The organism is endosymbiont of Riftia pachyptila (vent Ph05) (genome assembly GCF_000224455.1).
Classification (GTDB): Bacteria; Pseudomonadota; Gammaproteobacteria; order Chromatiales; family Chromatiaceae; genus Endoriftia; species Endoriftia persephonae.
The window spans coordinates 15,113-33,445 of the sequence record NZ_AFOC01000035.1 but is presented as its reverse complement, the minus strand read 5'-3'; the positions used below and the strand labels follow the sequence as shown (position 1 = coordinate 33,445).

Genomic DNA, 18,333 nt, shown 5'->3' with positions numbered 1-18,333 from the left:
AAAGGTATAGCCTTGCCATCCGCCATCTTCAGCTCCTGGGCCCGCAGGTCGACGCTGATCTGCGCCGCCGTCTCACCCTTTGCGGCAGCAAACAGCTCATCCATCGTTTCATCTGACAAAACGATGGGCAGGATGCCGTTCTTGAAGCAGTTGTTGAAGAAGATATCAGCAAAGCTCGGGGCGATGATGACGCGGAAGCCGTAATCCTCCAGTGCCCAGGGGGCGTGCTCGCGGGAGGAGCCGCAACCAAAGTTCTTGCGCGCCAGCAGGACGCTCGCCCCCGCATAGCGCGGGTCATTGAGCTCGAACTGCGGATTGAGCGGGCGCTGGCTGCAATCCATGCCCGGCTCACCGTGGTCGAGGTAGCGCCACTCGTCGAACAGATTAGGGCCGAAGCCGGTGCGTTTGATCGACTTCAGAAACTGCTTCGGGATGATCGCATCAGTGTCCACATTGGAACGGTCCATGGGGCAAACAATGCCGGTAAATGTTTTGAATTTTTTCATTGCACAATCCTCAATCTGTCCAGCTGAAGCCGGACCTAGATGGGGCTAGAGATCCCGCACATCGATGAAATGGCCAGCGATCGCCGCCGCCGCCGCCATCTCAGGGCTGACCAGGTGGGTGCGCCCGCCCGTGCCCTGACGTCCCTCGAAGTTACGGTTCGAGGTGGAGGCGCAACGCTCGCCCTCCTCCAACCGATCGGCGTTCATCGCCAGGCACATGGAGCAACCCGGCTCGCGCCACTCGAAGCCCGCCTCGATGAATATCTTGTCGAGCCCCTCCGCCTCGGCCTGCTGCTTGACCAGCCCAGAGCCCGGCACCACCAGCGCCAGCTTGACACTGTCGGCCACCTTGCGCCCCTTGGCGATGGCGGCAGCAGCACGCAGATCCTCGATCCGTGAGTTGGTACAGGAGCCGATGAAAGCCTTGTCGATGGCGATCTCTGTGATTGGGGTATCCGCCTCCAACCCCATATACTCCAGCGCCCGGCGCATGCCGCCGGCCTTCACCTCGTCCGACTCATCAGCGGGATTGGGCACCCTGGCATTCACCGCCACCACCATCTCCGGCGAGGTGCCCCAAGTCACCTGCGGACGAATCGAGGCCGCATCGATGTGCACCACCTCATCAAACTCGGCACCGTCATCACTGTGCAGGGTCTGCCAATAGGCGACCGCCTTCTCCCAATCATCGCCCTTGGGGGCGTAGGGACGGCCCTTCACGTAGTCGATAGTCTTCTCATCCACCGCCACGAAACCGGCGCGGGCGCCCGCCTCGATCGCCATGTTGCAGACCGTCATGCGGCCTTCCACGGAGAGATCACGGATCGCCTGACCGGAGAACTCGATGGCGTAGCCAGTGCCGCCAGCGGTGCCGATCTCGGCAATGATCGCCAGCACGATATCCTTGGCGGTGACGCTAGCTCCCACCTGGCCATCAACGATTACCAGCATCGATTTCGACTTCTTCTGGATCAGGCACTGGGTGGCGAGCACGTGTTCCACCTCAGAGGTGCCGATACCGTGGGCCAGCGCGCCAAAGGCACCGTGGGTGGAAGTATGGGAGTCGCCACAAACCACGGTCATGCCCGGCAGCGTCGCACCCTGTTCCGGCCCGACCACATGGACGATACCCTGGCGGATGTCGTCCATCTTGAACTCGGTGATGCCGAACTCGGCGCAGTTCCGGTCCAGCGTCTCCACCTGGGTGCGGGCAACGGCATCCGTAATCCCTTTATGACGATCAGTGGTCGGCACGTTGTGATCTGGCGTGGCCAGATTGGCCTCCACCCGCCAGGGTTTGCGCCCGGCCATGCGCAGACCTTCAAAGGCCTGAGGTGAGGTCACCTCATGCACCAGCTGGCGGTCGATATAGAGTAGTGCGGTGCCATCCTCGTCGTAGCGCACCACATGGGAATCCCAGAGTTTATCGTAGAGTGTCTTTGTGCTCATCGCCTGTTCCTCTTGAGTACGCGTGCCAGATTAGGCCGGGGCATCCTATAATACAAATTCATATTGTTTATTTATTTCATTCCGATTGGGAATAGATTATGGACTTCACTAGTCTACGTGTCTTCACTCAGGTCGCCCATTCCGCCTCCTTCTCCGCAGCAGCGGAACGGCTCTTCCTCACCCAGCCAGCGGTGAGTAAGCGCATCGCCGGGCTGGAGGCAGAGCTGAGCACCCCCCTGTTCGACCGGATCGGCCGCCAGATCCTGCTCACCGAGGCGGGCCGTCGTCTGCTACCGCGGGCCGAACAGGTGCTGGAGGAGCTGGCCGACATCCGCCGCGAACTCTCCCATCTGAGTGATCAGACCAGCGGCACCCTGAGCATGGCCACCAGCCATCACATCGGCCTGCACCGCATGCCGCCGATACTGCGGCGCTATGTCGACCGTTATCCTGACGTGGAGCTGGACATCCGTTTCATGGAGTCGGAAAAGGCCTGCCAGGCGGTGGCCCACGGAGAACTGGAAATGGGCGTGGTTACCCTGCCGCTGGCCCCATTTCCACAGCTGGAGCAGATCCTGCTGTGGAATGACCCCCTCTCCTTCGTCGCAAGCAGGGACCACAACCTGTCAACACAGGGACCACTCTCCCCTGAATCGCTACTCACCCAGCCCGCGGTACTACCAACCAAAGGTACCTATACGCGGACACTGCTTGAACAAATACTGTCGCCTCTTGAACTGGATGTTCAATGCAATATGGCCACGGATTACCTGGAGACCCTCAAGATGATGACCTCTATCGGTCTTGGCTGGAGCCTGCTACCGGCAACTATGCTCGATGACGAACTGGTGGAACTGGAGGTGAAAGGTATATCGCTTACCCGTTCATTGGGTGTCGTCAGCCATTCGGGGCGAACCCTTTCCAACGCAGCCCATGCAATGCTGAATCTGCTGTCTGAGGCGGCGGACGGGGTGACCGAGACAGCCCCTCCCCCGCCAACTCTCTATTATGAATAGGACATGTTAAAATCAGTGATCATTCCTGTGGCTGTCGAGGTCGCTCACGCTGCCACAATGAAGATCTCATCCAACTCTCACACAACCCATTTTTTATCCGCATCTTCTGCTGACGTCAGCTTGACAGCCCCATAACACGGAATCATGATCAAAGCTCTTCCTGGGCATCCAAGGCCTCAGCCATGCAACAATCATTGACCACTGCTCAATACAGCCTGGGCGAGGAGATTGCCCACGCCATCACCCACGGCATCGGCATTCTGTTGAGCATTGGAGGACTGGTAGTATTGATGGCCTTTGCCAGCCTCTACGGCAATGCCTGGCATATCACCAGCTGTGCCATCTACGGTGTCACCCTGATCCTGCTCTATACCTCCTCCACCCTCTACCATGGCATCCCGAATCCGCGGGCAAAACAGATATTGCAGCAGATCGACCATGCCGCAATCTTTCTGCTGATCGCCGGCACCTATACCCCCTTCACCCTAGTGAATCTTCGGGGCGGCTGGGGCTGGACCCTGTTCGGACTGGTTTGGGGAATCGCCATTCTCGGCATCATTCTGGAACTGGCGACTAAGCGCCGATACAAGCGGCTCTCCATCGCCCTCTATCTGGGGCTGGGCTGGCTGGTGGTGATCGCCATCAATCCCCTGCTGTCAGCCGTGGATATCGGTGGCTTGATACTGCTGCTCGCAGGTGGACTGAGTTACTCGCTGGGCGTTGTTTTCTATGTCTGGAAGCGGCTGGCCTACCACCATGTAGTCTGGCACCTATTCGTGCTGGCCGGCAGCATTCTGCACTTCTTTGCCGTGCTCTTCTACGTGGTACCCGGCAGCATCTAGTGCACCTGCCTCAATCCGTCTCCCTGTCGATCCAGCGCCAGGCGATCACCACCGCCAGGGCAGCGTAGCCGGCGGCCACCCAGAAGGTGGGACCGGGGCCGATACCGCTCCAGAGGTAACCGCTCAACAGGCTGCCAACCGCACCACCGGCGCCGAAGCTGATGCTGCTGTAGAGGGCCTGGCCGCGCCCCTGGTGTTTGCCGACGAAGTAGTGATGCACCAGGTGGATCGCCGCAGCGTGGAAGGTACCGAAGGTGGCGGCATGCAGTATCTGGGCGAATAGCATGATCCAGAGCTGATCAGGGGCTGCGCCGATCAGCAGCCAGCGCAGCACGGCAATCAGCAGGCTGGCGATCAGCACCTTGCGCGCCCCCCAGCGCTGCAGCAGCCGGTGCATCACCAGAAAGATCAGCACCTCCGCTACCACCCCCAGGGACCACATCTGGCCGACGAAGGTGCTGGAGTAGCCGTGCTCTTCCATATAGATGGAGTAGAAGGCGTAGTAGGCGCTGTGGCTCGCCTGCATCAGAAAGCAGGCGGCCAGGTAGGCGATCACCGCCGGGCGCTTCAGCACCGTGAGGATCGAACCCTGCGCCTCATGGTGGGGTGCCGCACCGCGCTCCGGCACCAGCAGGCTGCTCAGCCAGATGCCCAGATAGAGCAGCAGCACCAGCTGCGGGATCACCTCCACACTCATCCGGTCGAGCAGAAAACCCAGCGCGGAGACCGCCAGGATAAAGCCAATTGAACCCCACAAACGGATCCGTGAATAGTGTTTGATGCGCTCACCCAGATAGCTCATGGTGACCGCCTCGAACTGTGGCAGCGAGGCGTTCCAGAAGAAGCTGAACAGCATCATCACCAGCGCCAGCGTCCAGAAGCCCTCAGCGTAGAAGACCCCGACAAAGATCATCAGCGACAACAGCGAGGCGATCCGCACAATCGGCATACGCTGGCCGGTATGGTCAGCGATCCAGCCCCAGATGTTGGGGGCCACCAGCTTGGAGACCATGATCACCGCCATCAGCTCACCGATCTCTGCCGAAGAGAAGCCGCGATCCTTTAGGTAGACACCCCAGAAGGGCAGCAGCGCCCCGAGCGAGGCAAAATAGAAGAGATAGAAGCCGGAGAGTCGCCAGTAGGGCATCAGGGTTGGGTTACCAATGGGTGCGTGATGGCCCCCGTGGAGAGCAGCGGCTCTCCCAGGGTAGCAGGACTAATCGGTGGCGGCAGGGATCTGCGCCACCCCAGACTCCACATCCATATTTTGCCCGCGGTGACGCAGCATATGGTCCATCAGCACCAGCGCCAGCATCGCCTCGGCGATGGGGGTGGCACGGATGCCGACACAGGGGTCGTGACGCCCCTCGGTCACCACCTCGGCGGTCTCACCCGCGCGGTTTACCGTCTGGCCTGGGATGCGCAGACTGGAGGTGGGTTTGAGGGCGATACTGGCAACGATATCCTGGCCGCTGGAGATCCCACCCAACACACCACCGGCATGGTTGCTGGCAAACCCCTGCGGGGTCATCTCATCGCGGTGTTCGGTACCCTTCTGCTCCACCACTGCAAAACCGTCGCCGACCTCGACCCCCTTCACCGCGTTGATGCTCATCAGAGCGTGGGCGATCTCGGCATCAAGACGGTCAAAGATCGGCTCGCCCAGCCCTGCCGGCACCCCGCTGGCCACCACTGTGATACGTGCACCGACCGAGTTGCCCTCCTTGCGCAGCTCATCCATGTAGAGCTCCAGCTCGGCGATCTTGTCCGGATCGGGACAGAAGAAGGGGTTCTGATGGACCTGATCCCATTCCAGCCGCTCCGCACGGATCGGCCCCAGCTGTGCCATGTAACCGCGGATCTCGATACCGTAACGAACCTTCAGCCACTTCTTGGCGATCGCTCCGGCGGCAACCCGCATCGCAGTCTCCCGCGCCGAGGAACGACCGCCGCCACGGTAGTCGCGAATGCCGTACTTCTGGGTATAGGTATAATCGGCATGGCCCGGACGAAACAGTGCGGCGATCTCAGAGTAGTCCTTGGACCGCTGGTCGGTATTGTGGATGACCAGGCCGATCGGCGTACCTGTGGTCCGGCCCTCAAACACCCCGGAGAGGATCTGCACCTGATCTGCCTCGCGGCGCTGGGTGGTGTGGCGTGAGGTGCCGGGCTTGCGCCGGTCGAGATCCTGCTGCATATCCGACTCGTTCAGCTCCAGGCCCGGGGGGCAGCCATCCACAATGCAGCCGATGGCGGGGCCGTGGCTCTCGCCAAAGCTGGTGACAGTGAAGAGTTTACCGAATGAGTTGCCAGACATCTGATTAGCGCTCCAGCCAAGCGTTGATGCGTTCCAGATCCGACTGGCTCAGGGTACCCGACGCCTGCTTCAGCTGCAGGCCGTTGACGATGTAATCGTAGCGGGAGCGGGCGTAGTTGCTTTGGGAGGAGAAGAGGTTGCGCTGCACATTGAGCACGTCGACGATGGTGCGGGTGCCCACCTCGTAGCCTGCCTGGGTCGACTCCAACGCACTCTTGGCGGAGATGGTGGCCGCCTTCAGCGCATTGACCCGGCTAATGGTGGAGAGCACACCGCGGTAAGCGTTGCGCACCTGTTTGTTGACCGCGCGGCGCGACTGGTCGAGCTGCTGCTGAGCGGCGCGATAGTTGGCCTTCGACTGCTCAGTCTGCGAGGTCACCGCACCGCCAGCGTAGACCGGCAGACTTAGCTGCAGGCCAATCTTCGAGGTGTCGGCCTCGGTAGAGCTGTCGTTGCTGGTGCGGAAGATGCTATGGGAACCGACCAGATCGAGGCTCGGGTAGTGGCCCGAGCGGCTGATCTCAATGGTCTTCTTGGTCGCCTCAAGGCCGTTGCGCGCGGCGATGATGGCATAGTTCTGCTGCTGTGCGGTCTTCGACCACTCCTCCAGATCACTGGGCACCGGTGGTTTCAGCTGCAGCTCTTCACCCAGCTTCGCCAGTTGTTCCTTCTCGCCGGGGCCGATGATCTCGAACAGCGCCTCCCAGGCATTGTCCACTTCATTCTCGGCAGCGATCTCGGCAGCGCGCGCCGAGTCGAAGGCGGCCCGGGCCTCATGCACATCGGTAATGGCGATCAGCCCCACGTCGAAGCGTTGCTGCGCCTGCTCCAGCTGACGACCGGTGGCCTCGCGTTCCGCCTCGGCAACCCGCAGCTCATCCTGCGCCGCCAGAATATTGAAATAGGCATTGGAGCTGCGCACCATCAGGTCGATTTCGGCGGCTTTATACTCCGCCTCGGCCTGGGCGATGGTGTTGTCCGCCTGCTCCAGCCGGATCCACTGGTCGCGGTGGTAGATCGACTGAGAGAGACTGAGGTTGAGGCTCCGATCGTTGTAGGTCGAAACGCCTGTACTGCTAAACGGCGAACTCTTTACGTCACTCCGCACCCCGTCGAATTGACCGCCGAGGGCGATACTGGGCAGCAGTTGCGCGCGAGCCTGCACCTTGGTCTCTCTTACTGCATCCAGCTGCGACTTGGCAACCTGCAGGGCGGGGTCATTTTCCTGGGCAAGTTTGTAGACGTCCATGAGATCCTTCGCCTGAACCGACAAGGCGGCTCCAGCCAGAAGGAGAGGAAGAACCAGTCGTACTAACTTCATGTTCTGCTCCACAGATAGCCGGAGTCAGCTCAGCCCCAGCGAGAAAAAGAGGTATTATATGCGATAACGCCCAGCGGAACAGTCGCCATCCCCCGTCTCTGACTGGGTTATTCACCTTTGCTGGTAGGATCTGCCTTCAGCAGCAGCTGCGGGTCGAGACGCTTCTCGAACAGGTTCAATCCCCAATGAAGATGCGGCCCAGTCGCTCTTCCAGTCATGCCCACTTCACCGATCACCTCACCCTGGCGCACCCGCTGGCCCTGCTCTACCAGCAGCCGACTCAAATGGAGATAGGAGGTCGTCAGACCGTGGCCATGATCGAGCAATAGAGTGCCGCCAGAGTAGAACATGTCGGGATGGGCCAGGGTGATGACGCCATCAGCGGGGGCCACCACCGGCGCCCCTTCCGAGGCTGCCAAATCGAGACCAGAATGGGGCCGTTTTGGCTTACCATTGAGGATACGCTGGCTGCCGTAGACACCGGAGATACGCCCCTTCACCGGCAAGATAAAACCCTTGAGAAAGTCAGTACGTGGCTCGTCGAGCTTTCTGGCTGCCTTGATCTGCGCGGTCTCTTTGCGAATCCGCTCCCAGTCCCGCTTCGGCGGGGTCACCTTACTCTGTGGTAGGCCATCGATGCGCTGGATTTTATAGCTGCGCTTGCCGATGCTGATCAGCTCTTTGTGCTCACTGCCATCGGGGGCGATCAGCCGGATCTCACTCTGCAGGGGGTTTTCGCGACTAAAGCCAATGATGAAGATCCCCTCCTCGGAAACCCGCACCGGCTTGCCGTCCACCCGCACCTGGGTACCGGGCTCTACCTGCGCAATCGCCAGCCCACCTTGCAGCAGGTCGCCCTGCAGGCTTAGTGCAGCAACACTGCCTGGCAGCAGAGCCAGCACCATCAGCCAAACTAACACCACGCTGCGCAAGGGAAAAATCGCCACCCAAACTGCCATCGCAACACCTCATCCGTCCAACACCAGACTGGGCAACCTAGCACAGCACACCAGACCATCCAATCAATTCGCATCAGGCGTTGACAAGGATAAAATCAGGTTGTAAAGTTCGCGCTCTCCAAACGGCTGTAGCCGTTAAAACCAGCTCTCGCCGAGGTGGTGAAATTGGTAGACACGCTAGCTTCAGGTGCTAGTGGGGGAAACCCCGTGGAGGTTCAAGTCCTCTCCTCGGCACCATATATAGATCGAGGAGTTACGAGAAATCGGACTCCTTTTTTTATTTCTCGCAAGTTTCTTTTTTACCTCGCACTTACCTCGCGTCTAGACTAGGTTTGAGAGCCAGCCTGACACTAGCACAGCGTAAACCATGCCCTTTGCAGCTCTGGAGGCGCTCCACTGTAAGACTGATAACGGCGACCCACACCTAACTACTCCGAAACAGGGGCTCCGTTTCGCTCACCCCTTTGCGGTAGCGAAAAACGGCGATTTCGGGCTTAAGGAAAGCCTGCCGAAAGTGGCTTTGAAAGTTGCTCCAAGATCAAGCCAGCTTTATCGATCATCTGTGCCTTTCTTAGGTTTTGCCATTTCAAATGACAGAAGCCCTTATTCGTTTTTCAGAACATTCATTCCTTTTGTAGCTTGCCCATACTATATAGAAAACTTTTCAGCCGTAGTCCGGCAATAAAGACTTGAAGGCCCTCGAGAGGTCAGCGCTCTTACAGCCCTATTAAGTGATTGACTTCGAAAATATGTTTTATAAACAGAAAAAGTCAGTTTCGACTTCACCGGCCTCAACTTCCTTAGTTGGCCAATTAACCCAAGGACAGGTTCGCGATCTATCGTAGTAATGGCTCCCGCCCCCCATAACATGTCGCCAAAATAAGAATGAGATTGAAATCAGTGACCATATTCAATGGCGTGATAAGTCCTTTAAGGCGAGTCCAGCTAAAATATGAGTATCGACTGTTCTAAAGCCGCTTTCGTCAGTTGAGCCGTGCCCTTCTATATGACCCCACGGAATTAAGCCATGTTCAGTAGCCTCGCCCAGAAGAACTGAGATACAAGACTCCATATCATCAGCTGAGTCCACGCGAAAATAGCGCACGTCAAGGCCATGAGCGATGTACTCTGCAATATCCATAAGGTCTTCACGGAGATGGCGCGCTGTGTTCAGCTCACCTTCTGATATAGCATCGAAAATTGCTACGCTGTTGAATTTTGCATCGCTCACTGATCTGGCTGATAGTGTCTGCTGAAAAGAAATAATCGGAATCTTTGGGGTTGCTCAGAGCTTCCTTAGCAAGTAGCTTAACGAGCACCCCTGGAGGGGCCGGAAAACCTTTCCGCTGGTTACTCCCCTCACCCGCAACTATTTTTCAACTCCCGCAGGATCCGCTGACACTGCCGCAAGCCGAGATCCACCTGATAGTGTTTCTGAAGATGCTGTTGTAGCAACTTGCCACTCCAGCGGGACACCGAATAACCCAAGCACTCGGGTGTCACCGCGATCTCTCGTAGCAGGAACTGGAACTGATCCGCATCCAGGCTGGCCAAGCGCCCAGACTTGTCGTCATCTTTCAGGCCCAGCGGGCCAAATTCATAATAGCTGTCGACCCAGCGCTCCACCGAACGGGAGCTTTCACCAAACCAGTTGGCCACGCTGCTGCACTCCTGACCTGCACTGACCAGCAATACGCAATGCAAACGATGTAGATAGCGCTTCTCAGCCGCGTGGTGGATCTCCCCTTTGAGAGCTTCCTTCAGAACTCCCAAGTCCACATCCGTCAGTTGCCTTGCCATGCCTCCCCCTCCAAAGGACGCGCCTAGCATCGACCTGTTTATTGTTACCCCAGCCAATTGGATTTTATTGGTCGAGCAGGACCTAACCCCATAACAGCTAGAATCTATGCCTTCTAATTATTTAGGCAGGAAAATCCAACAAGGACCTCTACTCCTTGGCAAGAATGACACATCATTGATCTCGGTCAATCGCAAACCCATTTTTGGCGAACTGCCCATGCGAATTTCGTTAAAGAGGGTACACCACGACATTAGAAATGTAGATCCACCTCAAGGTGGATCTACCTATTCGATATCCTCCCTTCCGTTTAGGGCGGAATAGCTCCTTTCCACAGGGTAATCGATTAGATCTACTTGGAATTGACATTGTTCGCCCAATGACACAAGATAGTGATTAATTACTATCTTGTGGAGATAACATGCCCTCAAACAGCAAACATCTGCCTGCAAATAAACGTCGCGCAGTTACTGTTGAAGCCGTGGTTGACCTCGCCGCGGAACAAAACCCAAGCGACATCACCACTGCAGCCATTGCCAGATACATGAACGTGACCCAGGGGGCGCTGTTCCGTCATTTTCCAAATAAAGAGGCCATCTGGCAGGCGGTGATGGAATGGGTCGCGGAACGCCTGCTGGCGCGAGTAGACGCGGCGGCAAAGGCTGCAACAACTCCAGTTACAGCACTGGAAGCGGTATTTATGACCCATATTGATTTTGTCTCTGCCCATCCAGGTGTGCCACGTATGTTGTTTGGTGAATTACAGCGTGCTGAGGATACAGCAGCCAAGCGCATGGCGCGCACCCTGATCCGGAAATACAGTGAGCGTGTGGCAGTATTGATAGAGAAAGGTAAGGCCGAAGGTGAAATTGATCCGGCTGTTGATACTGTGGCTGCGGGTACCTTGTTCATAGGCACCATTCAAGGTCTGGTTATGCAGTCATTACTGGCTGGGGATACTGGAAATATGCAAGACAAGGTGCCCGGGGTTTTTGCGATCTATCGCCGTGGAATTGAGCGGAACTTATGAAAAAATTCTTTCAAAAACCGTTTATTCTACCATTGATTGTTATTGCAGCCCTGGCCTTGGTGATTTTCAAAGTAAAATCCAGGCCACCTATCGAACATGAGGAACTGCAATTCCCCACCAAAACAGTGGAAGTCATTACAGCTAAGAAGATCCCTTTCCGCAGTCGTGCCATTGCTTATGGATATGTAGAGCCTGCCGTTTTGTTGAAAGCTAAGACGGAAGTTGCTGGCAAGATCAGTTATATCCACCCATCCTTGAAAAAAGGCGCCAGCCTGGCAAAAGGTACCGTGGTTCTACGCATTGAACCAACCACCTATGAGTTTTCCCTTGATAAAAGTAAGGCAGGACTAGCAGGCAGCCAATTTTCCTTAAAACAATTGGAAGTTGAAGAAAAAACCACCCAGCGCTCTCTCAAAATTGCCAAAAAAAACCTACAGACCGGCCAAAAAGAATTAGATCGCTTGCTTAGTATCTGGGAGAAACGTTTAATTTCTCGTTCAGCCGTTGATGCAGAAGAACAGAAGATTTTACAACTACGCCAGCAGGTCGAAGATTTACAGGGAAAACTGGCAAGCTTCAGCAGTCGTAAATCCGCAACCCAGGCGCAAATCAAACAATCCAAAACCCAGCTTGCTCAAAGTAAAGATACTCTGTGGCGCACCGAAATTCGTCTGCCTTTTGATGCTCGTATCGGCAAGGTTTCAGTAGAAAAAGGTGAGTATACTGCCGTTGGCAGCGTGTTGTTTGAAGCATTGGGCACACAGGCCGTTGAAATCAATGCCCAACTACCCGTGCGTCAGTTTTACCCACTGCTAATGGGGCTTGGCAAACACAGTTTGAATTTGCAAAACCCGGAAGACTTGCAGTCTGCATTCTCGAAAATTCAGCTGGAGGCGAACGTTAGCCTGGTCGGATACAAAGGGAATATTGCAAGATGGCGAGGTGAATTACTGCGAATAGGCGAGTCTATTGATCCTGACCGGGATACGATTGACTTAGTCGTTGCTGTCAACAATCCCTATGAAGACGTCATTCCTGGCAAGCGTCCACCCTTGCTACAAGGCATGTATGCAGCCGTCGAATTTTTCACGCCCCCACATGAGATGCTGATTTTACCAAGAAAGGCCATCCACCAGGGACGCGTCTATGTCGCCAAAGCAAATAATCGGTTAGAAATTCGCCCGGTGAACATTCTTCACAAACAAGGACAACTAGTGATTGTCGACAATGGGATCAAAGAGGGTGAAAAAATTATTATTACCGATGTCATTCCTGTGATTGAAGGTTTGCCTCTCAAACCTGTTCTGGCAGACGAGTATGAAAAGCAGCTAGCCAAAGACGCTATTGGTGAAGAATACATGAGGCTAAACGATATTAATGAAAATAAAGTTATCGGCAGTGGCAGCCTTACTTCACCTCATTATTTGACTGAAGGTGATGCGGAATGATTCGTTATTTTGCGGCACATCCCACCATCAGTAATATATTGATGATGGTAATAATCGCCATTGGTTTTTATTCACTAAATGGGCTAAATAAAGAATCGTTTCCATTACTTAAGCCCAGCAAGGTACAGGTCACGGTTGCCTATCCTGGAGCAAGTCCATCCGATATTGAAGATGGCATATGCATCCCACTGGAAGATGCCACAGATGGTATCAGCTTTTTAAAAGAGCAGGAATGTGATGCCCGTGACAATATCGCCATTTTTACATTGGAAATGCAGGAAGCGGGAAATATACGTGAGTTTACTGATGATATTAAAACTGAAATTGATGCAATCCAGAACTTCCCGGAGAATATCGAAGACCCTGTGATCAAACAGTTGGGGAGAATTAACCCGGTTGCTAATATTGCCATCACCTCAGATAAATTAACACCCACCGAATTAAAAGAACTGGCAGAGTATTACCGTGATCGTCTGATTGCCATGCCCCAAGTCCCGATCGTGAGCATGGACGGTTTCTCCACGCATCAATTGCAAGTATTAATCCGCCCTGATACTCAGCAAAAATACAATCTTAGTGTCCAGGATATTGCCAACTTAATTGCAGCTCAGGCGTTAGAATTACCCGTAGGAAAATTGGAAGCGACGGAAACCTCCTATCAGATTCGTTTTGATAATGCCAGAAAGACAGCTAATGAACTCGCAAATCTCATTATTATCAATACACCAGAAGGTGGTGAAATAAAACTGGGCGATATTGCCAAAATTGAGGATAAATTTGAAAAGCCTGAAGAACGCATCGAGCTAAACGGCAAACTGGCTGCACTACTTAAAATCAGCAAAAACACCATTGACGACACACTAAAAGTTGCTGATGCACTGATTGAGTTTGTTGAAAAAGAAAACAAAATTCTGCCTGAAGGAACACAGCTGACCATTGTCAACGATAGCTCCACATCAGTGCGCGACCGGTTACAATTGTTATTAACAAATGGTTGGCAGGGTCTGATCCTGGCAACTTTTATGCTGCTCCTGTTTTTTTCATGGCGTTACACTTTTTGGATTGCTCTGGGCTTACCTATTTCATTTTTGGGTGGTCTTGCCATGATGGTCGTCTTTGGCGTGAGTATCAACATGATCTCAATGGTCGCCTTGCTTATGGCGATAGGCATTTTAATGGATGACGCCATAGTACTGTCTGAAAATATTGATCATGAATACCGCAAAGGAAAATCGCCACTGGATGCCGCTATTGATGGCACCAAAAAGGTTTTTCGCGGCGTCTTTTCTTCCTATCTTACATCCGCCTTTTTATTTGGCAGCTTGTTGATGATGAAAGGCGATCTGGGGCAGATATTGGGTGTCCTGCCTGTGGTTTTACTGTCAGTGCTTACCATCAGTTTAATTGAAGCATTTCTGGTGTTGCCACACCACCTGAAGCACTCGCTGGAACATGCGCACCACAAAGCACCGCCAAGATGGCGACAGAAATTTGAAATCCTGTTCGATCAATTTCGCCATGGAGTTGGCCGTGCTGCCCAACTCGCCATGCAGTTCCGCTACATCACTGTCGGCATAGCTCTGGCTATGTTGATTTTTTCTGTCGGCTTGGTTGCAACTGGAACAGTTAAATTTAAGGCATTCCCTGATCTGGAAGGAAACAATCTGGAAGCCAGAATTCTACTGCCGCAAGGCACACCATTGGCAGAAACCGAAAGGGTGGTGCATACACTGCTCAATGCCTTAGATGAAACCAATAAAACCCTTAGCCAAAATGAAGCAGAAGAGCTGGTTAAAAATGTGCAGCTTTCATACGGCGAACATGGCGATGTCCCAGAAAATGGATCACATCTGGCAACCCTCAGTATCGATTTGCTTAACACTGAAGAACGCAATACTAAAATTCTTGAGTTAATTCAGCTTTGGAAACAAAAAACCGGGGCACTACCCGACGTGCTAAGTATTCAATACAAAGAACCCAAGGTAGGCCCAGCGGGACGTGCCATTCACATTCGCCTGAGTGGACAAGACATGGATGAATTGTCAAGGGCATCATGGGAAGTGCAAAACTGGCTCAGAGGTTATAATGGCGTAAACAATTTGCTGGATGACCTTCGCCCAGGCAAGCCGCAGTACAGTATCAAACTCAAACCCGGTGCATTAGCCGCAGGCATTGATTCCCGTAGTATTGCCTTGCAACTGCGGTCGGCTTATCTGGAAGTTAAAATCAGTGAGATTTACAAGGGACGTGAAGCCTATGAAATTGTTGCCAAACTGGACAACCAGCAAGGTCATGAGTTACTCGATTTTGATAATTTCACCGTATTTTCAAAAACTGGAAAGGAAATTCCCTTAGGCAGTGTCGCCACCATCACTGAGGAACGTGAATTTTCTCGAATCGGGCATATCAACCACCAGCGCACAGTCAATATATATGGCGATGTGGATGCAGACATCGCCAATACCTCGGAAGTCATCGCAAGCTTACAAAAAAACTTTTTAGGCACATTGCAAGAGCGCTATCCTGAAATTACTTTTAAACTTAAAGGTGAAGTCGAGAACGGCACTGAAACCAAACTATCTATACTCTCAGGCTTCGGGCTGGGTGCATTTGGGGTATTCCTTTTACTTAGCCTGCAATTTCGAAATTACCGCGAACCATTAATCGTCATGATTAATATTCCTCTTGCCCTCATCGGTGCAATCTGGGGGCATCTGATTATGGGGTTGGATTTCACCCTGCCGAGTATGATTGGCTTCGTTTCTCTGGCGGGTATAGTTGTGAATGATTCGATCCTGCTGGTCGAATTTGTGAAATATCGAGTAGAAGAAGGCATGCTCTTTCACGATGCTGCCAGGCAAGCGGTATATGATCGCTTTCGAGCCATTTTCCTCACCTCTGTCACCACCATTGCTGGCATGACACCCTTGCTATTTGAAACCAGTACACAAGCATTAATTCTGGTCCCTTTGGTAACCAGTATTGTGTTTGGCATGTTGACATCTACTGTATTGATCATGTTGGTACTGCCTGCCATGTATGCAATTATGGAAGATGTTGGTTTTGTAAAATTAACAGGGGAGCCAGAGCGGTCAGCGGCATAGCTAATGGAGAAGCAAAGGGCGCCTCTAATTAATGTATGACTAGAGAGCTTCTGATCAAGTCATGGACTCATATCTTGTACCCAGAATATCGACTTCGTCCAGACTTAATCAAAGACTCTCTAGCTCCCATGCGTGAATAAAGATCGATAACTGCTCAGCCAGAATCGTTCGGGGTACCCTAAAGCTCGCGTAAATTCCATATTACCCAGGCGCACATGCTTCGGTGATAGGCAACAAAAACATAAAAGCATCATAGAAAACCGGATAATATTAGACATGAGAACTGCCTACATAATAAGAACGATCCTGCTTGCTGGATTTGCCATTATAGTTGCCAGTAGTCAGGCGCTTGCCGAGACTGCGCCTGATTCCAACGAGCCTCTGGCTTTGAGAAAAATCATGCAAGACTTGGGTAAGAACATGCAGGCCATCACCGATGGCATTTCTCGTGAGGACTGGGAACTTGTCGAAAAAGCCGCGTCACAGGTAGCTGATCATCCACAACCACCATTCGGCGAGAAAGTACGCATCCTGGGCTTTGTGGGTACCAATGTAAGCAAGTTCAAGGGCTATGATGGTGAAACCCATGACGCTGCACATATATTGGGTGAAGTTGCAGCAGAAAAAAACGGCTACGGCGTGGTCTCGGCCTTCTCAGCGCTGCAAAATACCTGCCTGGCCTGTCACCAGAGTTTCCGCAAATCATTCCAGGAACACTTCTATGGTCAGCGCTGAAGTGATCCCTAGTTGTGGTCTCACGAGATCTATCCTGCAAACTGTTTCGTAAAGGATGAGGAAGATCTTCTCCTTTAATCGGGCACTATGAAGGGACTAGACCATGCAGTACACACAACCTTACCAACAGACAATGTCAGTTCGGTGTCGCCTACCCGACAGGGGCTATGAATACCCAACATCTTGGCATATAGATTTTGTCTCTCATGGCCAATAACGCTAACTTATCCACTCAACCAAGGGAAGAGCCTTGTGATTAAGCCGGCCAACGCGGATACATAACGCGGCAGCCCATTATCGCGTTGGGCAATTAAGGCATCACCATAGAATAAGCCGTGCAAGGCAACGGAGAATTAAGTTTAAATCGGGTAGAGTCGGAACAGTTTGGAGTCCAAACTATTCGGCATCATGGCGGATAGGTGGTTAATTGGATCGGTCACTGTCGAAAGATCATCTCGCCTTACAAGGCTCAGGCAGGATGCGGCTTCGTTGTTAGTGCAGAAATTATCTGCTAGGGCATGCCGGGAGATAATAGATTTTTGGGTGTGAATAATGGTGCGGGCAGCAAGGAAAGCAGTTCAAGCTTCCCACCGCAGAAACGCTACGTCCTCAGAGCGGTGCAGCATTGTGAATCAAAGACACAGGCCAGCATAGAATTATGCCCAACAATGGGGCTCAGTGGTGTCAAAAAGCTCCGCTCGTGCCTCGCTCCACTTTTTGACACCACTGAGCCCAAGCGATTGCAATCCAAACTACAGAACGCAAGGTCATGGCGGCTACAGTGCGCTGTTCATATTCACCACCATAAAAGATATGAATTCCAAAGGCGCCAAAGACCAATAGTGTCAATGTAGCTATGATAATTGCCGCCGCCGGAGCCCAAGCTTTTTCCAGCCAAATACCAATTCCGGTAGCTACATAGAAAAAACCTGCAGAAAAGTTGAACCAAAGTACAAAATCGACATAGTTTCCTGCGGCGCGTCTGGCTTCTCCATCAATAAAGAGCACGCTGCCGCCTGATTTAATGGTCATCACGCCAAAGGCCACTGCGATGATGGCGGCAATCCAGACCCATGCGGGCCGTTTTTTAGTAATCATTACGATGTTCCTTGATCCAAGGTGAAACCAATATTTATGTAATGGGTAATCTGCCATATCTCCTTATCGGAGAGCCGCTCCCCAAATGCAGGCATGGCGGTGCCAAACGGTTTGCCGCCTTCCGACAAGGTCCAAAAGAAGAAGGCGTCCGTGCCTACCGGTAATCTACGGGTAAACGCAAGATTGGCCGGACGGGGGACCAACTGCTTGCCTGCCAGGCCATCCCCTCCACCAGATGCGCCATGACACACCTGGCATTGCATTTGATACAATTTTTTTCCATCCGAAATATTCTCTGTAGACGCGGGCAATGGGTTTATCAAATCAGCATACTGATTCGGTATATTTCCCCGCATATATTGTGTGTAGCGGCCGACAAAGATGGAATTAGAGTCATTAATTCCAATATGCTGGCAACCGATAATGGCCATGGCCGGCAGAAGTAATGAGAGCGTATATGGTACGCGTAGTGACAGCATTGATCTTGTCCTAGAAAGAGCAGTTAGGCACACACATGGTGCGGACTCTTGATTTACCTGGCTATACAACAAAAATTCTCGTCACTAATAAGGTGCCAGCCCCAGTGTTTGTGAATGCAACTCCAGCATCTTTCCGGCAGTAAGGGAGGAATAATCATTAGCTATAGCCATGCTGATTGGTCCTGCTGCCAGGACATACTCCAGGCTAATACGTGTAAATTTTTCATATCT

Annotated in this window: 16 protein-coding genes and 1 tRNA gene; 7 read left to right on the top strand and 10 right to left on the bottom strand. The window is 53.1% G+C overall.

What is annotated here, in order from left to right:
• Together leuD and leuC are read right to left on the bottom strand one after the other, a co-directional pair.
• Positions 1-506, bottom strand: a 506-nt coding sequence (gene leuD, locus RIFP1SYM_RS07215) for a 3-isopropylmalate dehydratase small subunit (protein ID WP_039959960.1), incomplete at its 3' end; no start/stop codon positions are given.
• Positions 507-551: 45 nt separating this feature from the next.
• Positions 552-1,955, bottom strand: a complete 1,404-nt coding sequence (gene leuC, locus RIFP1SYM_RS07210; RefSeq protein WP_005961310.1) for a 3-isopropylmalate dehydratase large subunit — start codon at positions 1,953-1,955, stop codon at positions 552-554.
• Between the two features lie 98 nt (positions 1,956-2,053).
• Here leuC and RIFP1SYM_RS07205 point away from each other — a divergent pair, with 98 nt between their 5' ends.
• Positions 2,054-2,971: a LysR family transcriptional regulator gene (locus tag RIFP1SYM_RS07205; protein WP_005961309.1), complete on the top strand. Its 918-nt coding sequence runs from the start codon at positions 2,054-2,056 to the stop codon at positions 2,969-2,971.
• Between the two features lie 182 nt (positions 2,972-3,153).
• Positions 3,154-3,813 (top strand): PAQR family membrane homeostasis protein TrhA, encoded by a 660-nt coding sequence (gene trhA, locus RIFP1SYM_RS07200; RefSeq protein WP_005961308.1) that lies wholly within the window; start codon positions 3,154-3,156, stop codon positions 3,811-3,813.
• Positions 3,814-3,823: 10 nt separating this feature from the next.
• Here trhA and RIFP1SYM_RS07195 read toward each other — a convergent pair whose 3' ends face one another.
• From RIFP1SYM_RS07195 to RIFP1SYM_RS07180, 4 genes are all read right to left on the bottom strand, one after another.
• Positions 3,824-4,960 carry an MFS transporter gene (locus RIFP1SYM_RS07195; RefSeq protein WP_005961307.1) on the bottom strand — a complete coding sequence of 379 codons (1,137 nt, stop codon included), beginning with the start codon at positions 4,958-4,960 and terminating at the stop codon, positions 3,824-3,826.
• 69 nt (positions 4,961-5,029) lie between these two features.
• Positions 5,030-6,130, bottom strand: coding sequence for a chorismate synthase (gene aroC / locus RIFP1SYM_RS07190; protein WP_005961306.1), 1,101 nt, complete (start codon positions 6,128-6,130; stop codon positions 5,030-5,032).
• Positions 6,131-6,134: 4 nt separating this feature from the next.
• Entirely contained in the window at positions 6,135-7,451 is a 1,317-nt protein-coding gene (locus RIFP1SYM_RS07185) for a TolC family outer membrane protein (protein WP_039959957.1), read from the bottom strand.
• A 107-nt stretch (positions 7,452-7,558) separates the two neighbouring features.
• Positions 7,559-8,410 (bottom strand): M23 family metallopeptidase, encoded by an 852-nt coding sequence (locus RIFP1SYM_RS07180; protein WP_005961304.1) that lies wholly within the window; start codon positions 8,408-8,410, stop codon positions 7,559-7,561.
• A 150-nt stretch (positions 8,411-8,560) separates the two neighbouring features.
• Here RIFP1SYM_RS07180 and RIFP1SYM_RS07175 point away from each other — a divergent pair.
• Positions 8,561-8,647, top strand: a tRNA-Leu gene (locus tag RIFP1SYM_RS07175).
• A gap of 673 nt (positions 8,648-9,320) precedes the next feature.
• On the opposite strand, the gene RIFP1SYM_RS17410 is transcribed toward RIFP1SYM_RS07175, so the two are convergent.
• Entirely contained in the window at positions 9,321-9,641 is a 321-nt protein-coding gene (locus RIFP1SYM_RS17410) for a hypothetical protein (RefSeq protein ID WP_138921868.1), read from the bottom strand.
• Between the two features lie 128 nt (positions 9,642-9,769).
• On the bottom strand, positions 9,770-10,210 hold the full coding sequence (locus tag RIFP1SYM_RS07170) for a helix-turn-helix domain-containing protein (protein ID WP_039959956.1): 441 nt from the start codon (positions 10,208-10,210) through the stop codon (positions 9,770-9,772).
• A gap of 419 nt (positions 10,211-10,629) precedes the next feature.
• Here RIFP1SYM_RS07170 and RIFP1SYM_RS07165 point away from each other — a divergent pair, with 419 nt between their 5' ends.
• The 4 genes from RIFP1SYM_RS07165 (at position 10,630) to RIFP1SYM_RS07150 (ending at position 16,525) form a co-directional block, all read left to right on the top strand.
• Positions 10,630-11,238, top strand: a complete 609-nt coding sequence (locus RIFP1SYM_RS07165) for a TetR/AcrR family transcriptional regulator (RefSeq protein ID WP_005961302.1) — start codon at positions 10,630-10,632, stop codon at positions 11,236-11,238.
• Complete coding sequence (locus tag RIFP1SYM_RS07160) at positions 11,235-12,686, top strand: efflux RND transporter periplasmic adaptor subunit (protein ID WP_005961301.1); 1,452 nt, start codon at positions 11,235-11,237, stop codon at positions 12,684-12,686. Before RIFP1SYM_RS07165 ends, RIFP1SYM_RS07160 begins: the two co-directional genes overlap by 4 nt.
• Positions 12,683-15,790, top strand: a complete 3,108-nt coding sequence (locus RIFP1SYM_RS07155; protein WP_005961300.1) for an efflux RND transporter permease subunit — start codon at positions 12,683-12,685, stop codon at positions 15,788-15,790. The genes RIFP1SYM_RS07160 and RIFP1SYM_RS07155 overlap by 4 nt, the downstream gene beginning before the upstream one ends.
• 276 nt (positions 15,791-16,066) lie before the next feature.
• The gene (locus tag RIFP1SYM_RS07150) at positions 16,067-16,525 is read left to right on the top strand and encodes a cytochrome c (RefSeq protein WP_005961299.1); all 459 of its coding nucleotides are present in this window, start codon (positions 16,067-16,069) and stop codon (positions 16,523-16,525) included.
• A 684-nt stretch (positions 16,526-17,209) separates the two neighbouring features.
• Here RIFP1SYM_RS07150 and RIFP1SYM_RS07145 read toward each other — a convergent pair.
• Complete coding sequence (locus tag RIFP1SYM_RS07145; RefSeq protein WP_010088819.1) at positions 17,210-17,623, bottom strand: hypothetical protein; 414 nt, start codon at positions 17,621-17,623, stop codon at positions 17,210-17,212.
• Positions 17,623-18,102 (bottom strand): c-type cytochrome, encoded by a 480-nt coding sequence (locus RIFP1SYM_RS07140; protein ID WP_081417720.1) that lies wholly within the window; start codon positions 18,100-18,102, stop codon positions 17,623-17,625. Before RIFP1SYM_RS07140 ends, RIFP1SYM_RS07145 begins: the two co-directional genes overlap by 1 nt.
• Between the last annotated feature and the right edge of the window lie 231 nt (positions 18,103-18,333).